The following is a 15,612-nucleotide window of genomic DNA, read 5'->3' on the forward strand; positions in this document are numbered from 1 at the left end:
ACACTACTAGCAGCACTTTCGCCAATGTCTCCATAGGTTCCTCCCGTTAAGCCCCTTTATTTTAGCTCCACAATCGTTACACCGGTTCCGCCCTCAGATGCTTCCCCAAAGCGCATTGATTTCACGGAACGATGGTTCTTCAAATAATCCCTCACTCCTTGGCGCAAGGCTCCAGTACCCTTTCCGTGGATAATGGACACGCGCGGATAACCGGCTAGCAAGGCATCGTCTATATATTTCTCAACCCGCGACAACGCGCTCTCATAGCGCTCACCGCGAAGGTCCAGTTCCAGGTTAACGTGGAAGTCCTTCCCTTTCACACTCGCAATCGTTCTTGTCTCAACAGGCTTTGGACTGCTCTTGAATTCAAGATCCTTTTCCTTGACCTTCATCTTCAAGATACCCATTTGGACATTCCATTCATTATCCGATACCTTCTCAAGCAAGGTTCCTTTTTGACCGAAAGACAGTACCTTAACCTCATCCCCCGGCTTAAGGGTTCTTTGCGTTTGGCCGCTTCCTGTTTTTCTGACTTGCTTTGTCAGCTCCGGCTTGGCATCTGTCAACCTGCGCTTCGCCTCAATCAGCTCATGCTCCTTCACTTCGGCGTTTTTCTCTAAACGGAGCTTTCTAAGGTCGCTGATGATTCCCTCTGCTTCCTTCTCGGCCTGGCTGACAAGCTCTCTTGCCTCCTGTTTAGCCTTCTCGATTAAGGCATCCTTCTTCTCATAGTATTCCTTCATTTCTTCTTGAAGGTCCTTATGAAGCCGTTCAGCATTTTTCAAGTATGCCTCAGCCTCTTTCCAATCCTTCTCCGCTTCTCTTCGGGAAGTCTCCAGTGAAGCAATCATATTCTCCACTTTATTGGATTCCACACCGACCATGCTTCTCGCATCGCGGATAATGCGGTCGCTTAGGCCAAGCTTCGTTGAAATCTCAAAAGCATTGCTTCGCCCCGGCACACCAATTAAGAGGCGGTAAGTCGGGCTGAGCGTTTCAACATCAAACTCCACGCTCGCGTTAATGACGCCCTCTTTATTGTAGCCGTATGCCTTTAGTTCAGGATAATGAGTTGTCGCAATAACCTTCGCTCCGCGGGTATGGACCTCATCAAGAATAGCAATCGCAAGCGCTGCACCTTCCTGCGGGTCTGTCCCTGCCCCGAGCTCATCAAACAGCACAAGGCTCTCGAAATCGAGCGTTTCGAGAATCTCCACAATATTGACCATATGAGAAGAGAAGGTACTCAAGCTTTGTTCAATCGACTGCTCATCACCGATATCCGCATACACGGAACGGAAGACAGCAAGCTCGGAGCCCTCCTGTGCCGCTACCTGTAAGCCGGACATCGCCATCAATGTGCAAAGACCAACCGTTTTTAGGGTGACTGTTTTACCCCCAGTATTCGGACCCGTGATGACCATTGTTCCGTAAGTTTCACCCAGAATGATATCGTTGGCCACGACAACCTCGGGGTCAATTAAAGGATGACGGGCACTCTTCAATTTAATGATGCCCTTATTGTTCATCAAAGGCATGGTCGCTTGAATCGCCCTCGCATATTTTGCCTTCGCGAAGGCAAAATCAAGGGCAGCAAGAATTCCAACATTAGACAGGATTTCCTCTGAATGCTCCCCAACCATATTGGATAGATTCGTCAGGATTCTCTCCACCTCACGCGCTTCCTTAATACGAATATCTGATAAAGAGTTATTCAATTGCACAATGGATTGCGGCTCAATGAATAAGGTTTGCCCTGAGGCAGATTGATCATGAATGATTCCGCCGTAATGACTTCTATATTCCTGTTTGACTGGGATAACGAAACGGTCATTCCGAATGGTAATAATGGCATCAGAAAGCATTTTAGCCGCATTGCTTGAGCGAATCATGCTTTCTAGTTTTTCACGCACCCTTGCTTCATTCGTCCGTAATTGCTGTCTTAACGAACGCAGAGTATCGCTTGCAGAATCAAGGACCTCTCCATTGTCACCAATAGCGCCATTAATTTCCTTCTCAACATCATGCAAGGTAACCAATTCATCCTTATACGCATATAAAATGGGCAATTCAATTTCGTTCTCTTGCATATCCTCGAGGAACTTGCGGATATTGCGTCCCGCACGAAGCGTGCTCGCCGTCTCCATTAATTCGGTCGCGCTGAGCACCCCGCCAATTCGTGCCCGCTTCATTGAGCCGCGAATGTCAAAGATGCCCCCAAGCGGAACGGAACCTTTTAAGCGGTAAACCGTTCTTGCTTGGTCCGTCTCTTCCTGTGAATGCTTCACTTCCTCTAAAACAGCGTTTGGAAGGAGGTGACGGCATAAATCCTTCCCTAAGCTTGAGGACGCATGCTGTTCAAGCTGTTCAATAATCTTGTTATATTCTAATGTCTTTAATACTTTTTGCTGCATGGAGAAAAATCCTCCCCTTAATCTATAGTCAGTCATTCCGGTTCAAAAATGACAGCAGTTGTTCCTCCCTACGCGCATTCAGAACTGTCTCCTTCTTAAGCCAGCCCCTCTTGGCGTTTGCGATGCCCACTTCCATATTATCAAGCATTTCCATGCTGTGGGCATCCGTATTGATGACAATTGTGACGCCTGCCTCCTGTGCCTTTTTGACATTTTTCGCTGCCAGGTCAAGACGATTTGGATTGGCATTCAATTCAAGCGCTGTATTCGTTTCAGCTGCCAGCTGAATCAATGCATCCATATCTACATCATACCCGTCACGTCTGCCAATCACCCGTCCAGTCGGATGGGCGATGATGTCTACATGCTTATTCATGAGGGCAGTCTTCAGCCGCTCCATAATCACATCCTGCGGCTGTGAGAAGGAGGAATGGATAGAGGCAATCACAAGATCGAGCTCACTAAGAAGCTCATCATCGAAATCAAGCGTTCCATCCGGCAGGATATCCATCTCAATCCCGGATAAAATCATGATATCATCATATTCTTCATTCAGCTTGCGAATCTCTTCTTTCTGTTTCCTGACTCGCTCAGCCGTCAACCCGTTTGCTACCTTTAAATACTGGGAGTGGTCCGTAATTGCCATATAGCGATAGCCCTTCGCACGGCAGGCCTCCACCATCTCACGCAGCGTCTGGGCACCATCACTCCAAGTCGTATGCATATGAAGGTCTCCCTTAATATCCTCTTCCTGGATGAGTGGATAATCCTTCGTAAACTTCTCGATTTCCGTTCCATCCTGTCTGAGCTCCGGCGGAATAAACGGCAATCCGAAATGGGCGAACATCTCCTCTTCCCGTTCAAAGGTCAAAACAGCACCTGTTTCCAGGTTCTCAACCCCATACTCACTGACCTTTTCTCCCCGGTCTTTCGCCAATTGACGCAATCTCACATTATGGTCCTTCGATCCGGTAAAGTAATGGAGAGCTGTAACAAATTCCTCCGGTTTCACCATCCGGAAGTCAACCGCAATCTCATGGTCATAGGAAAGAGCGAGTGACACCTTTGTATCTCCGGCCGCAACAATATGGTCGATATGCTCAAATGCCAGAATTGCCTCTTTAATTTTGCCCGGTTCATTTGTGGCAATAATAAAATCCAGATCCTTAATCGTCTCTCGGCCTCGTCTGATACTTCCAGCCCGGGAGAAACGGATAATTTCCTTCATCCCTTCAAGCCGGCTTTCAATATCCTCCACAATCGGAAGCATAACAGCAAGAGGGAGCCTGTCCGGCTTTGTATTCATCGTCTTGATAGCCTCTAAGATATTCTCCTCCGTTTTCTTGCCGAACCCTGAGAGTGCGGACACTTTCCCTTCTTCACAGGCAGCCTTCAGCTCTTCTGCATTCGTGATATGTAATTCCTTATAGAGCTTAGCAATTTTCTTGCCGCCTAGGCCTTGCAGCCTCAAGAGAGGAATCAATCCCTTTGGAACCTCCTCCTGCAGCTCTTTCAGCACTTCTGAGGCCCCTGTCTCCAAATACTCGGTAATTACCGCAGCCGTGCCTTTGCCAATGCCGGATAGCTTGGTAAAATCCTCGATTTCTGTGATGCTCCGGTCGTCAATTTCCAACGCCTGTGCAGCCTTACGGAAGGCAGATACCTTAAACGGGTTCTCCCCCTTTAATTCCATATATGTCGCAATCGTTTCCAATAATTTAATGACGTCTTTTTTATTCACGCTCATCCTAATCACCCACCCGTACGTTCTTAATGTTAAAGATACCGTTAACTATTATTATATACAAGCTGACTCCCGCAACATAAAAAGAAAGACTTCCCCATGAATGGAAAAGTCATGACAGCGGATTAAACCATAAATCCGTTACCCAATTGGACAAAAATGGCGTATCAAGGATAATAGCCTCCGCTAAGAAAGACCCTTGAATCCATTCCTGCAGGGTGCCGATTGGCAGCATTGCCGCGATATAAAGTAGGATAAAGATCCCAAGATAGGTTTGTACGAAGCCTAGAGCACCGCCGGCCAATTTATTGATTTGTTTTAACAATGGCAGCTGGGCAAGGAAATCAAGCATTGAACCAATCATTTGCAGCGCAAATTTCACCAGGATAAATATCAGCAGGAAGGCAATCGCATTATAAAACGCCGCATCAAGATGGACGGCATCAAACAGCATCGTCAACGTTCCATCATCAGAGGACGGGAATGGAACCCACATCTCCAGCTTATCTCCCAAATCCTTGTAGAACATCCTTGCGACAATCAAGGCAATGATAAAGCCGACCAAATGGATGGTCTGGAGGATAAGTCCTCTTCTTAACCCAACGAAGAATCCCAACAACAAAGCAAACAGTATAATTAATGTAACCATGTTACCCTCATTTCTTCTCTTGATTTAATTCTAATTCCAACTCTTCCATTTTCTCCAATAATTTATAATAATCGTGAATGGCATTGACCGCTGTCAAAACCGCCAATTTCGTCGTATCCAATCCCGGATTCTTTTGGCCGATTTCTCTCATTCTCTCATCCACTGAAAGGGCGACCTTACGCAAGTGGGACGTTGCCTCATCCCCTACAATGGTGTATTGTTGTCCATATATCTCAACGTTGACCCTGTTTTTTTGAAACGACAAGGTGTGTGCCTCCATTCGTAAAAAATCCTGTCTTATATCATACCACGAAATTGATTTTCTTGGAATTACTTGATAAAAACTGTTAGTTACATAATAAAACGAAATTGCTAAAGAGGTGAAGTAGAATGTCCAATACCGTCATCAAGGTATCCAATGACACTCTCTATAAAATGAAAGACCACTATGCCGCTTCCATCACGGCGAATACACCTGCTGGCGCTGTGTTTTCAGCTAAAGTCAATGGTGCGACGATAACAGCCTATAAATCAGGGAAAGTATTATTTCAAGGCAGCAATACAACGGCTGAAGCGAAGAAATGGGGAAGTACGGGAACAGCACCTGCTCAAAAGAAAAGCGGCTCACCCTTCACTAAACGAAACGTCTCTGACCATTCATACCGTCCACCTGGCACGATTAATCAATTAAATATTATCGGGACAGATGAGGCCGGCACCGGCGACTACTTCGGACCTGTAACCGTCGCTGCTGCCTATGTTTCATCCGAGCATATCCGGGTGCTTGAGGATATGGGCATTCGTGATTCAAAAACGATCAAAGACCCGCAAATTCTCATTCTCGGCCGAAAGATCACGGAGATGATTCCATATAGCCTGCTCGTTTTGCGCAATGAAAAATACAATCAGCTGCAGGCGAAGGGCTATAGTCAGGGCAAGATGAAAGCGATGCTTCATGAGCAAGCCATCAACCATTTGCTCGGCAAATTGAACGACATCAAGCCCGACGGTATTCTCATTGACCAATTCTGCGAGCCTGGCGTTTATTTTCGCCATACTGGAACAACGGGAAAACGTGAAGTCCCGCTCTATTTCAGCACAAAAGCAGAAAGCATTTCTACTGCTGTTGCCGCTGCTTCAGTCATTGCCCGCTATGCCTTCTTAAAGCATATGGACTTATTGAGCGAACAGGCCGGCGTCACCATTCCAAAGGGAGCCGGCTCAAAGGTCGATGACACAGCTGCCCTAATCATCGCAAAAAAAGGCGAAGCCGCTTTAGGACCGCTCGCCAAAATGCATTTTGCCAATACAGAAAAAGCCCGCCAGATTGTGCGTAAGGCAGGCTTGTAAAGGAACTGCCGGAGCTGTTGAAAACTCAACAGCTCCGGCAGTTTTTAGGCCGACACGACGTCGGTCACGAAGACGGTGCCGCATAACGCGCCGTTCTTTGTTCCTCTATCAGCCGCCTCAGCCCTTCAATTAACCTCTTAACTAATCCAGCTTCGGCTCCTAGCTGCTCGAGACATAAGAAAAAGCGCTACGGGAGGCCGATACGACATCGGTCACAATGACGTCGCCACACGATGTGGCGTTTCTTAGTCTTTGTTCCTTTTCCTTCCCTTCGCGCTTTTTTCTTATGCTTGTCGCAGGCCGACACGACGTCGGTCATGAAGACGGTGCCGCACGATGCGGCGGCCTTAGTCTTTGTTCCTCTATACCAGTCACCGTGTCTAGCTTCGGGCGGCTAGGAGCTTGGGTCATAAGCATAGCCACTGCGGGGGAAGTACACCCCCTTCGTGCCTCTGTCTTATGCCCGGTGCGGGCCAACACGAGGTTGGTCATGAAGACGGTGCCGCACGACGCGGCGTTCTTAGTCTTCGTACCTCTATCAGCCGCCTCAGCCCTTCAATTAACCTCTTAACTAATCCAGCTTCGGCTCCTAGCTGCTCGAGACATAAGAAAAAGCGCTACGGGAGGCCGATACGACATCGGTCACAAAGACGTCGCCACACGATGTGGCGTTTCTTAGTCTTTGTTCCTTTTCCTTCCCTTCGCGCTTTTTTCTTATGCTTGTCGCAGGCCGACACGACGTCGGTCATGAAGACGGTGCCGCACGACGCGGCGTTCTTAGTCTTCGTACCTCTATCAGTCGCCTCAGCCTCTTAACGATGCTCCTTTTTCTTCCACAGCATACAATACTTTGCCATGGGCTTTCGTTACTTCTTCGTCCGTCAATGTTTTTTCTGGGTCGAAGTATTTTAGGGAGAATGCGAGTGACTTTTTGCCTTCTTCCATTCTTTCGCCTTCATATAGATCGAAGAGGTGGACTTCTTTCAGTAGTTTACCGCCTGCTTCTTTGATGATGGCGCTCATTTCTCCTGCAACTACATCCTTGTCAACGACTAGTGCGATGTCGCGTGTGATGGATGGGAAGCGCGGGATAGCTGTGTATTGAATTTCGTTTGTTTCAGCGTTTAATAGCGCATGAAGGGATAATTCGAATACATAGGTTGCTTTCAAGTCTTCTTTCTTTTCCACTTTCGGGTGGACTTGGCCGGCAAATCCAATGACTTCACCGTCTAAAAGAATATCGGCTGTGCGTCCTGGGTGCAGATCGGCTCTGACAGCCTGCTTCCACTCAATACGTTCGCTCACGCCTAATTGACGGAATAAGCCTTCAAGGATTCCTTTTACAACGAAGAAATCAACTGGTTTCTTCTCGCCTTGCCATAGGTTAGCGTTCCATAGACCAGTCACCGCTCCAGCGAGATGTTCTTTTTCTTCTGGAAGCTCATCACTGCTGGTTTTCAAGAAGACACCGCCTGTTTCATATACAGCAACGCTGTCCATTTGGCGGGCTACATTGTATTTCACTACATCCAGAAGACCTGGAAGCAAGCTCATGCGAAGAGTGCTTCTCTCTTCACTCATTGGCATGGCAAGACGGATGCTTTCGCGTTTATCTAGCGCATACATGGAAGCTTTCTCTTCTGATGTGAGAGAGTACGTCACGTTTTGCATTAAGCCGGAGCCTTCAAGATAACGGCGTACGATGCGGCGTTTCAATTGATAGTCTGTTAGCAGGCCTGGCTTTGATTCACCGACAGGCAATGTTTTCGGAAGATTATCATATCCGTATAGACGGGCTACTTCTTCAATGATATCTTCTGGAATCGTGATATCGCCGCGGCGAGTCGGTACCGTGATAACGAACTCTTCTCCTTCTGTCTTCACTTCAAACTGAAGGCGGGAGAGAATGTCTTCCACATCAGATACTTGCAGTTCTGTACCAAGGACTTTATTGATTTTGCCAAGCGTGATGCTGACAACGGCTGGTTCAACCGTTAATTCATTGACTTCTGCATAGCCGTCAAGCACAGTTCCGCCTGCAAGCTCTGCAATCATTGCAGCAGCGCGGTCTCCTGCAGCGCGAACGCGGTTCGGGTCAACCCCTTTTTCAAAGCGGGCACTTGCTTCAGAACGAAGGCCGAAATCTTTGGATGCTTTACGCACTGGGCCGCCAGCGAAGTAGGCTGCTTCAAGCAGAACCGTTGTCGTTTCATCCACAACCTCAGAGTTTGCTCCGCCCATGACACCTGCAAGGGCAATTGGCTCTTTGCCGTTTGTGATCACTAAATGATCTGGTGTAAGCGTACGTTCTGCCTCATCAAGTGTTACGAGCTTCTCGCCCTCATGTGCCATGCGTACAACGATCTCTTTTGAACCAAGACGATCATAGTCAAAGGAATGAAGCGGCTGGCCGTATTCAAGAAGAATATAGTTCGTCACGTCAACGACATTATTATGCGGGCGGATGCCGCTCTTCATCAGGATGGATTGCAGCCATAATGGAGATGGCCCAATTTTGACATCCTTGATCACTTTTGCAATGTATAAAGGATTTTGTTCCTTCGCTTCTACCTTGATAGAGATGTAATCAGATGCCTTTTCCTCAGAACCGGATACAACTGCCTCTGGAAGCTTCACTTCTTTGCCGAGGATGGCTGCCACTTCATACGCGACACCAAGCATGCTCAAGCAGTCAGAACGGTTTGGCGTAAGCCCCAGCTCAAGGATTGCATCATCTAGACCAAGCACTTCAAGCGCATTCGTTCCAGGAACGACATCACTCGGGAATACGAAGATGCCTGTTGCATATTCCTTCGCGACAACCTTCGCTTCGATGCCAAGCTCTTGAAGGGAGCAGATCATTCCGTTGGATGCTTCCCCGCGAAGCTTGCTTTTCTTGATTTTAAAATTGCCTGGAAGTACCGCTCCCACACGGGCAACCGGCACTTTTTGGCCTGCTGCGACATTTGGTGCGCCGCAAACGATTTGGATTGGCTCCTCTTCGCCGACATCTACCTGGCAGACACTTAATTTATCTGCATTTGGATGCTGTTCTTTCTGCAGAACATGACCAATCACGACATTCGTAATGGATTCTGCCGGTGCTTCCACACCCTCTACTTCAATCCCGCTGCGGGTAATTTTCTCTGCTAATTCCTGTGCGCTGATTCCATCTAAATCAACATACTCTTGTAACCATTTATATGATACGAACATGATTTTTCCTCCTGACTCATTCTTTACTCGTGGCAGTGAAACTGGCTGGTGAAACGAACATCATTTGTATAGAAATGGCGAATGTCATCAATGCCATATTTCAGCATCGCAATACGCTCTACACCCATACCAAAGGCAAATCCAGTGTATTTGCTGGAATCAAAGCCAGCCATCTCAAGGACGTTCGGATGCACCATACCGCCGCCTAAGATCTCAATCCAGCCTGTTCCCTTACATACGGAGCAGCCTTTGCCGCCGCAGATTTTGCAGGAGATATCCATCTCAACGGAAGGCTCTGTGAATGGGAAGAAGCTTGGGCGAAGACGGATTTCACGATCTTCACCGAAGAATTTTTTCGCGAATACTTCTAACGTTCCGTTTAAGTCAGCCATCGTGATGTTCTCATCCACGACAAGCCCCTCAATTTGCATGAATTGGTGAGAGTGTGTCGCATCATCATTATCACGGCGGTACACTTTACCTGGGCAAATGATTTTAACCGGGTCTTTTCCTTCATGCTTCTCCATTGTACGGGCTTGTACTGGGGAAGTGTGTGTACGCATTAAGATCTCATCTGTGATATAGAAAGAATCCTGCATATCTCGTGCCGGGTGGCTCTTCGGCAGGTTAAGCGCCTCAAAGTTATAATAATCCTGTTCCACTTCCGGACCTTCGGCAATCGTGTAACCCATGCCTAGGAATAAGTCCTCAAGCTGCTCTGTGATTTTCGTGAGCGGGTGATGATTTCCTTTTCTGACAGGAGCACCTGGAAGGGTAACGTCAATCTTCTCTGCCGCTAACTGCTGGTTTACTGCCTCTTCTTCAAGGGCTGCGTGTTTCTCCTCAATAGCCGCTGTGATTGCCGCACGTACCTCATTGGCAAGTGCGCCAAGCTTCGGTCTTTCTTCCGCTGAAAGGCTTCCCATGCCTCTCAATACTTCCGTAATCGGCCCTTTCTTGCCAAGATAAGCAACACGGACATCATTTAACGCCTTCAAATCAGCTGCTTCAGAGACTTTTTGCAAAGCTTCCTGCTGCAATGCGTGTAATTTTTCTTGCATGATACATCCTCCTATTTAATCAATCTGATGAAATTAAATGAAAACACAAAAAACCCCGTCTCCTAAAAAAGGGACGAGGTTATGAGTCGCGGTACCACCCTTGTTAGCGCAAGCCTAAACAGGCAGCGCTCGCTTCATTTCATAACGGCTTTCATGCCGGCAAACCTTTACGCTGAATTCCAGCGGTCCCGGTTGCAGCTCCAGAGGTGAATTCATTGTTTCCGGCTTCTAAAAATGCTTTCAGTCAGCGGCATTTTCTCCCTGAATAGCAGCCCTTTCAACGAAACAATTACTTGTTCTCCATCATTGCTTTTCATCATCAATTTTTATTGTTTCATTATAATCGAATTCCCTGTCTGTTTCAAACCCTTGGCGAAAAATTAATTCTTTAGCCCATACATCAGAATACCTGCTGCGACCGCCACATTTAGGGATTCACTTTTTCCGTAAATCGGGATGTACACATTCTGATCCGTCTTTTGCAGAAGCTCCTCGCTCACACCGCTGCCTTCATTCCCGACGAGGAGGGCAAAACGGTCAGCACGTCCAATCTCCCGGTAAGGCTTCGCCCCCTGTAAGGCCGTACCAAATACTTTTACACCGCTTGCTTGCAGCCGCTCCGTCCAGTCCACTAAATTTCCTTTTAAAATCGGCAGATGGAACAGGCTCCCCTGAGTAGAACGGACAACCTTCGGACTGTATGGGTCAGCACAGCCATCCCCTAATATAACGGCACTAAAGCCGGCTGCATCAGCCGTGCGGATCATCGTGCCGATATTGCCGGGATCTTGTACGCGGTCAATAAGCAGGACCGTTTCCAGGCTTCCTTCCTCAAGCTCTAAGCGTGGTTTATGGCATACCGCGATAACTCCCTGCGGTGTATCCGTGTCTGCGAGTACAGCAAATACCTCATTATGTACGGTAAACAGGTCAGTCGATTCCACATTCCATTTCAGCGGAAGATCTGTTCCCTCCTTAATGATGATATCCTCCACAAGGCCGTTCTTAAGCGCTTCTTCGACTAAATGAAAGCCTTCTACAAGGAACTTCCGGCTCTTATCGCGTTCCTTCTTGCCAAGAAGCTTCTTCCATTGCTTCACACGCGCATTCTGCATTGATTCAATATATTTCAACTTTCCTTCACCTTCTTCATTAACGTTCTTCCATTATAGCCGATTTTGTATACATAGAAACAGGAAAGAATAGCTAAACTAGTAGAAAGACGACCATTGGAGGAATGAACATGAACCTTAATCTGCGCAATGCCATCATTCATAATGTCACCGGCAACTCCCAGCAAGAGCTTGAAGCAACGATTGTCGATGCCATTCAAAGCGGCGAAGAAAAGATGCTCCCAGGACTTGGCGTGTTATTCGAACTGATTTGGCAGAAAGCCTCAAACGAAGAGAAGCACGAGATGCTTGAGTTACTTGAAACAGCCTTAAAACAATAAAAACGATGACGGAGTTTTTACTCCATCATCGTTTTTTATTAGCTGTATTTAATCCTGTCAACGGCTTCACGATCAAGTCGCTTAACAAGCTCAACAATCAAGTTGACTGTATTCTCGAAATCCTCTCGGTTCAGAATTCCTGCGTTTGAATGGATATAACGCGTTGGAATTGTGATAGCGATGGAAGGAGCGCCTGTTCCTGCTAGATGGAAGGAGCCTGCATCCGTCCCTCCTCCTGGAATATGATCGTATTGGTACGGGATGTTCATCTCTTCAGCCACACCCTCAATGAATTCACGCAGTCCTTTATGGGCAACCAAGCTGGCATCATATAAGACAAGTGCTGGACCGTCTCCCGCTTTAGCGATGCCATGTTTCTCAGATAATCCCGGGGTGTCCACAGCGATGCCGACATCAACCGCAATGGCAATATCCGGTTTCACTGCCGCAGCTGCAGTTTTCGCTCCACGTAAGCCAACTTCCTCCTGGACGGTTCCCACACCATAGAAAATATTCGGGTGCTTTTCATCCTTCAGACGTTTCATGGCCTCAATGGCGATGGCGCAGCCAATTCGGTTGTCCCACGCTTTTGCCATTAGCATCTTCTCATTCTTCATCACCGTGAATTCAAAATACGGGGTAATCATATCACCTGGGCGGATGCCCCACTCCATCACTTCCTCACGGCTGGCCGCACCGATATCAATAAACATATCCTTAATATCTGCTGGTTTCTTTCTTGCTTCAAGCGGCAAAACATGCGGAGGAGTCGAACCAATGATACCCGTGATTTCTTCTCCCTTTGAGGTTGTAACAGTCACGCGCTGCGAAAGCATAACTTGTGACCACCAGCCGCCAATGGTTTGGAAGAACAGGAAGCCCTTCTCGTCAATTCGAGTCACCATGAAGCCGACCTCATCCAAATGCCCTGCCACCATGATACGCGGTCCGTTTCCATCTCCTTTCTTCTCTGCAATCAAGGAGCCGATCCCATCCATCGTGATGGATTCCGCATACGGTTCAATCATGCGTTTCATTACTTCTCTCGGCTGTGATTCATTGCCTGCGATGCCATTAACATCAGTCAATTCCTTCAGCATTTGAAGAGTTTCATCCCATTTGGTCATGCTCATCATTCCTTTCAGTTCATCTTTATATGTATTTTCCTTTTATTAACCCTAACCTATCCTGCCTGAAAATAAAAAAGTCACTCAACCCGAAACTTTTCCCCTTCTCACTCGTAAGAAAACCTAGATGGAAGTGAAAGGAAGTAAACCAATGGCACTAATTCTGCAAATTGCAATCATATTCACCATCTTCTATTTCCTATATAAAGGAGTGAAGCGGTTCCTGCATCCTGCCCGCAAGCTCCGCTCCTCCCAGAAGCACAAGCAATTCTTCCTGCTGGATGAGAAACATAACGCACGGAAGAATTTCACGCTTACATACAAAGGCTTCTTATTTGAGGGAGAAAAATACCTGCGGGATGGTGAAGACACTGAGTCGGTCAACTCCATTCTTATTTCAGCTGTTTCACCCCCTGATGCGGAAAGCCTGACACAAGCGGATCTTCTCTATATCGAAGAACAAGTCAAGCAGCACTATCCAGAGGCAGAAGTAGAATGGGAAGAACCGCTGCAAACCCTTCCCGTTCAATAAGCTCAGGGCTGATATCATTATACTGCACCAGCACGCTATTCCATTCCAATCATGCTCTTCCAGTCTCCTTTTGAAACCTTATACTTGCTGAATTCGTATAATAGGTAGAAGCAGAGTAAGGAAGGAGTGGTGTTTGCATGAATACGGATACTCGATTAAATCGTTTATTAACCATTACTTCATTGTCGTTATGGTCTGTCCTGGGCTTAATGTTCATCCTATCGTTTGCCATTCCCTTCACGAAACCGGTTTTTGATTTCATGATATTATTGGGTGCAATCGGTCTTGGACTCTTACTCGTTACATTCATGAACAAACGAAACAACATCGTACAATAAGATTTCGATAAAAATGACTATTCGGCTGTCCGGCTATAAGGGCAGCTTTTTATTTTGCTGATATCGTAAGGACGGTTTTCAAAGTCTCTTTTGGCTGAATATAGGTTAATTCGTCCTTCCGATTGAATTCATCTGTTTGAGCAAACCAAGGCTCCACACAAACAAATTCCTTTCCAGCCTCTGTCCATAAGACCACATAGCGGAACTCCTCCCCGTACTCCAGTGTAACCGACTTGGAGACCTCTGGAAGCGGGAAATCAATTCTTTTTGCAGCTGCATCAAGCAAGGCTAAGGATTCCTTTTTCCCTTCAAGGCTCAGGCCGCTCTCAACAGGCTTGACCTGCCCGTCATTATAATCAAGGAAGGTCTTCGCGTCTGTATGATAAGAAAGATTCTTTTCTGCTGTTTTGAAATAAGGGTGGAAACCAGGATAGATTGGCATTTCCACATCCGATTCGTTCTTGTATTCCTGCTCAATAGAAAGTTTTCCTTCCTGCAGGCGGTATGTATAAATGACCTCGAAATCAAATGGATACGATTCTTTCGTTTCTTCATTGCTTTTCAGGCGGATGGTCATGAAAGCCTCATCGTTCGTTGCGCCTGTCTCCATAACCTCCCAAGGCATATTTCGGGCAAAACCATGGTTCTTCATCTTATAGACAGTACCAGCCCATTCATATTTTCCGCCCTCTAGCTGACCGGAGATTGGGAATAGAATCGGAATTCCTCCTCTTACATTCGCCTTCTCGTCCTGGAAGGTCTCATTATTCAAATAAAGAAGCTCCGTACCTTCTGTGCCATATCCAATAATGATACCTCCACGCTCTGGCGCAGCCTTCACCCAAGCTTTAGATTGGGAATCAATCAACTCATATACTTGATATTGTCCGTCTAAATATTGTTTAATTTGATACATCGGCAACCCATCCTTTTTATTTTCAAAAGGCTGATTTCACAGAAAAATCAGGCTCTCCTTCATCTTCCCATACCAATACAGCCAATTCAAACCCCATTTAGCTACCCTTAACAAGAAAAATTATCCAAAACAAAAAAATCCTGCCGCCTATACAAGCTGCAGGATCCTTAACGCTCAGAATGAGAGAAGAAATGACTCCATTTAATGACGACCTTTTTCTCACGCATGAAAAAAATCAATCCAGCGAGAGCAACAAGAATAATGACGCCCATCTCGATTGAAAAGCTCGCTATCGAATGGCCAAAAATCGTATAGAAAAAAGCCAGTGGGACGTTCGTCCAAAACACAGCCTTTGCATATTGAGAAAAACGGCGGCTATTGCCCATTAAATAAAAATTCAACAGCTGAAAATGGATGAACGGAATCAAACGCAGCACACACGCCTGAAAAACATTGATTCTTCCCCCGAATTTCAGCGTCTTCTCATCCAAGCGTTCAAGCTTCTTCTGCAAGGATGGCGTTTGATTGATCATAAAATAAAACACAACAGATGACAGCCATAATCCAATCAGCGATAAAATCGACCCGAGCAGCGGGCCGAAAAGCATGCCGCCCGCCAAACACACGACGGCTACCGGAATAAATAAGAGCTGGCGAAGCACATGGAATAACACAAAAATGATAGGAGCCATATATCCAGCTGACTCGATGAAGGCCAGTAAGATCGTATAGTTTTCTCCCATGGTCACACCCCATTTGGTTGTCTGTCTTGCTGCTAAAGTCTTGTACCTTCACTCTTTATTAATATATGC

Annotated in this window: 14 protein-coding genes; 4 read left to right on the forward strand and 10 right to left on the reverse strand. The window is 46.7% G+C overall.

Features of this window, described 5'->3' with window-relative positions; all coding sequences use genetic code 11:
- Positions 1-56: 56 nt before the first annotated feature.
- The 4 genes from ACY8DX_RS16640 to zapA all read right to left on the reverse strand — a co-directional run bounded on the left by ACY8DX_RS16640 (position 57) and on the right by zapA (position 5,087).
- A complete protein-coding gene (locus ACY8DX_RS16640; RefSeq protein WP_462405627.1) occupies positions 57-2,414 on the reverse strand; it encodes an endonuclease MutS2 in 2,358 nt (785 codons plus the stop codon).
- A 28-nt stretch (positions 2,415-2,442) separates the two neighbouring features.
- On the reverse strand, positions 2,443-4,161 hold the full coding sequence (polX, locus tag ACY8DX_RS16645; protein ID WP_462405628.1) for a DNA polymerase/3'-5' exonuclease PolX: 1,719 nt from the start codon (positions 4,159-4,161) through the stop codon (positions 2,443-2,445).
- Between the two features lie 109 nt (positions 4,162-4,270).
- Positions 4,271-4,807, reverse strand: a complete 537-nt coding sequence (locus ACY8DX_RS16650) for a CvpA family protein (RefSeq protein WP_049669929.1) — start codon at positions 4,805-4,807, stop codon at positions 4,271-4,273.
- Positions 4,808-4,814: 7 nt separating this feature from the next.
- Positions 4,815-5,087 carry a cell division protein ZapA gene (zapA, locus tag ACY8DX_RS16655; RefSeq protein WP_462405629.1) on the reverse strand — a complete coding sequence of 91 codons (273 nt, stop codon included), beginning with the start codon at positions 5,085-5,087 and terminating at the stop codon, positions 4,815-4,817.
- Between the two features lie 110 nt (positions 5,088-5,197).
- On the opposite strand from zapA, the gene rnhC reads away from it, so the two are divergent.
- Positions 5,198-6,157 (forward strand): ribonuclease HIII, encoded by a 960-nt coding sequence (rnhC, locus tag ACY8DX_RS16660; RefSeq protein ID WP_049669927.1) that lies wholly within the window; start codon positions 5,198-5,200, stop codon positions 6,155-6,157.
- 804 nt (positions 6,158-6,961) lie between these two features.
- Here the strand turns inward: rnhC and pheT are convergent.
- The 3 genes from pheT to ACY8DX_RS16675 form a co-directional block, all read right to left on the reverse strand.
- On the reverse strand, positions 6,962-9,373 hold the full coding sequence (gene pheT, locus ACY8DX_RS16665; RefSeq protein ID WP_049669926.1) for a phenylalanine--tRNA ligase subunit beta: 2,412 nt from the start codon (positions 9,371-9,373) through the stop codon (positions 6,962-6,964).
- A gap of 23 nt (positions 9,374-9,396) precedes the next feature.
- Positions 9,397-10,434, reverse strand: a complete 1,038-nt coding sequence (pheS, locus tag ACY8DX_RS16670; RefSeq protein WP_462405630.1) for a phenylalanine--tRNA ligase subunit alpha — start codon at positions 10,432-10,434, stop codon at positions 9,397-9,399.
- Positions 10,435-10,814: 380 nt separating this feature from the next.
- On the reverse strand, positions 10,815-11,549 hold the full coding sequence (locus ACY8DX_RS16675; RefSeq protein ID WP_049672786.1) for a TrmH family RNA methyltransferase: 735 nt from the start codon (positions 11,547-11,549) through the stop codon (positions 10,815-10,817).
- A gap of 128 nt (positions 11,550-11,677) precedes the next feature.
- On the opposite strand from ACY8DX_RS16675, the gene sspI reads away from it, so the two are divergent.
- Positions 11,678-11,887: a small acid-soluble spore protein SspI gene (sspI, locus tag ACY8DX_RS16680; RefSeq protein WP_049669924.1), complete on the forward strand. Its 210-nt coding sequence runs from the start codon at positions 11,678-11,680 to the stop codon at positions 11,885-11,887.
- Positions 11,888-11,925: 38 nt separating this feature from the next.
- On the opposite strand, the gene ACY8DX_RS16685 is transcribed toward sspI, so the two are convergent.
- Positions 11,926-13,014, reverse strand: a complete 1,089-nt coding sequence (locus ACY8DX_RS16685; protein ID WP_462405631.1) for a M42 family metallopeptidase — start codon at positions 13,012-13,014, stop codon at positions 11,926-11,928.
- Positions 13,015-13,165: 151 nt separating this feature from the next.
- Here ACY8DX_RS16685 and ACY8DX_RS16690 point away from each other — a divergent pair, with 151 nt between their 5' ends.
- Together ACY8DX_RS16690 and ACY8DX_RS16695 are read left to right on the forward strand one after the other, a co-directional pair.
- Entirely contained in the window at positions 13,166-13,546 is a 381-nt protein-coding gene (locus tag ACY8DX_RS16690; RefSeq protein WP_049669922.1) for a hypothetical protein, read from the forward strand.
- A 137-nt stretch (positions 13,547-13,683) separates the two neighbouring features.
- On the forward strand, positions 13,684-13,884 hold the full coding sequence (locus tag ACY8DX_RS16695; protein WP_462405632.1) for a hypothetical protein: 201 nt from the start codon (positions 13,684-13,686) through the stop codon (positions 13,882-13,884).
- A gap of 49 nt (positions 13,885-13,933) precedes the next feature.
- Here ACY8DX_RS16695 and ACY8DX_RS16700 read toward each other — a convergent pair whose 3' ends face one another.
- Positions 13,934-14,800, reverse strand: coding sequence for an aldose epimerase family protein (locus ACY8DX_RS16700; RefSeq protein ID WP_049669920.1), 867 nt, complete (start codon positions 14,798-14,800; stop codon positions 13,934-13,936).
- Positions 14,801-14,967: 167 nt separating this feature from the next.
- A complete protein-coding gene (locus tag ACY8DX_RS16705) occupies positions 14,968-15,543 on the reverse strand; it encodes a TVP38/TMEM64 family protein (RefSeq protein ID WP_462405633.1) in 576 nt (191 codons plus the stop codon).
- Positions 15,544-15,612: the final 69 nt, after the last annotated feature.

It is taken from the genome of Gracilibacillus sp. Marseille-QA3620, assembly GCF_054950035.1.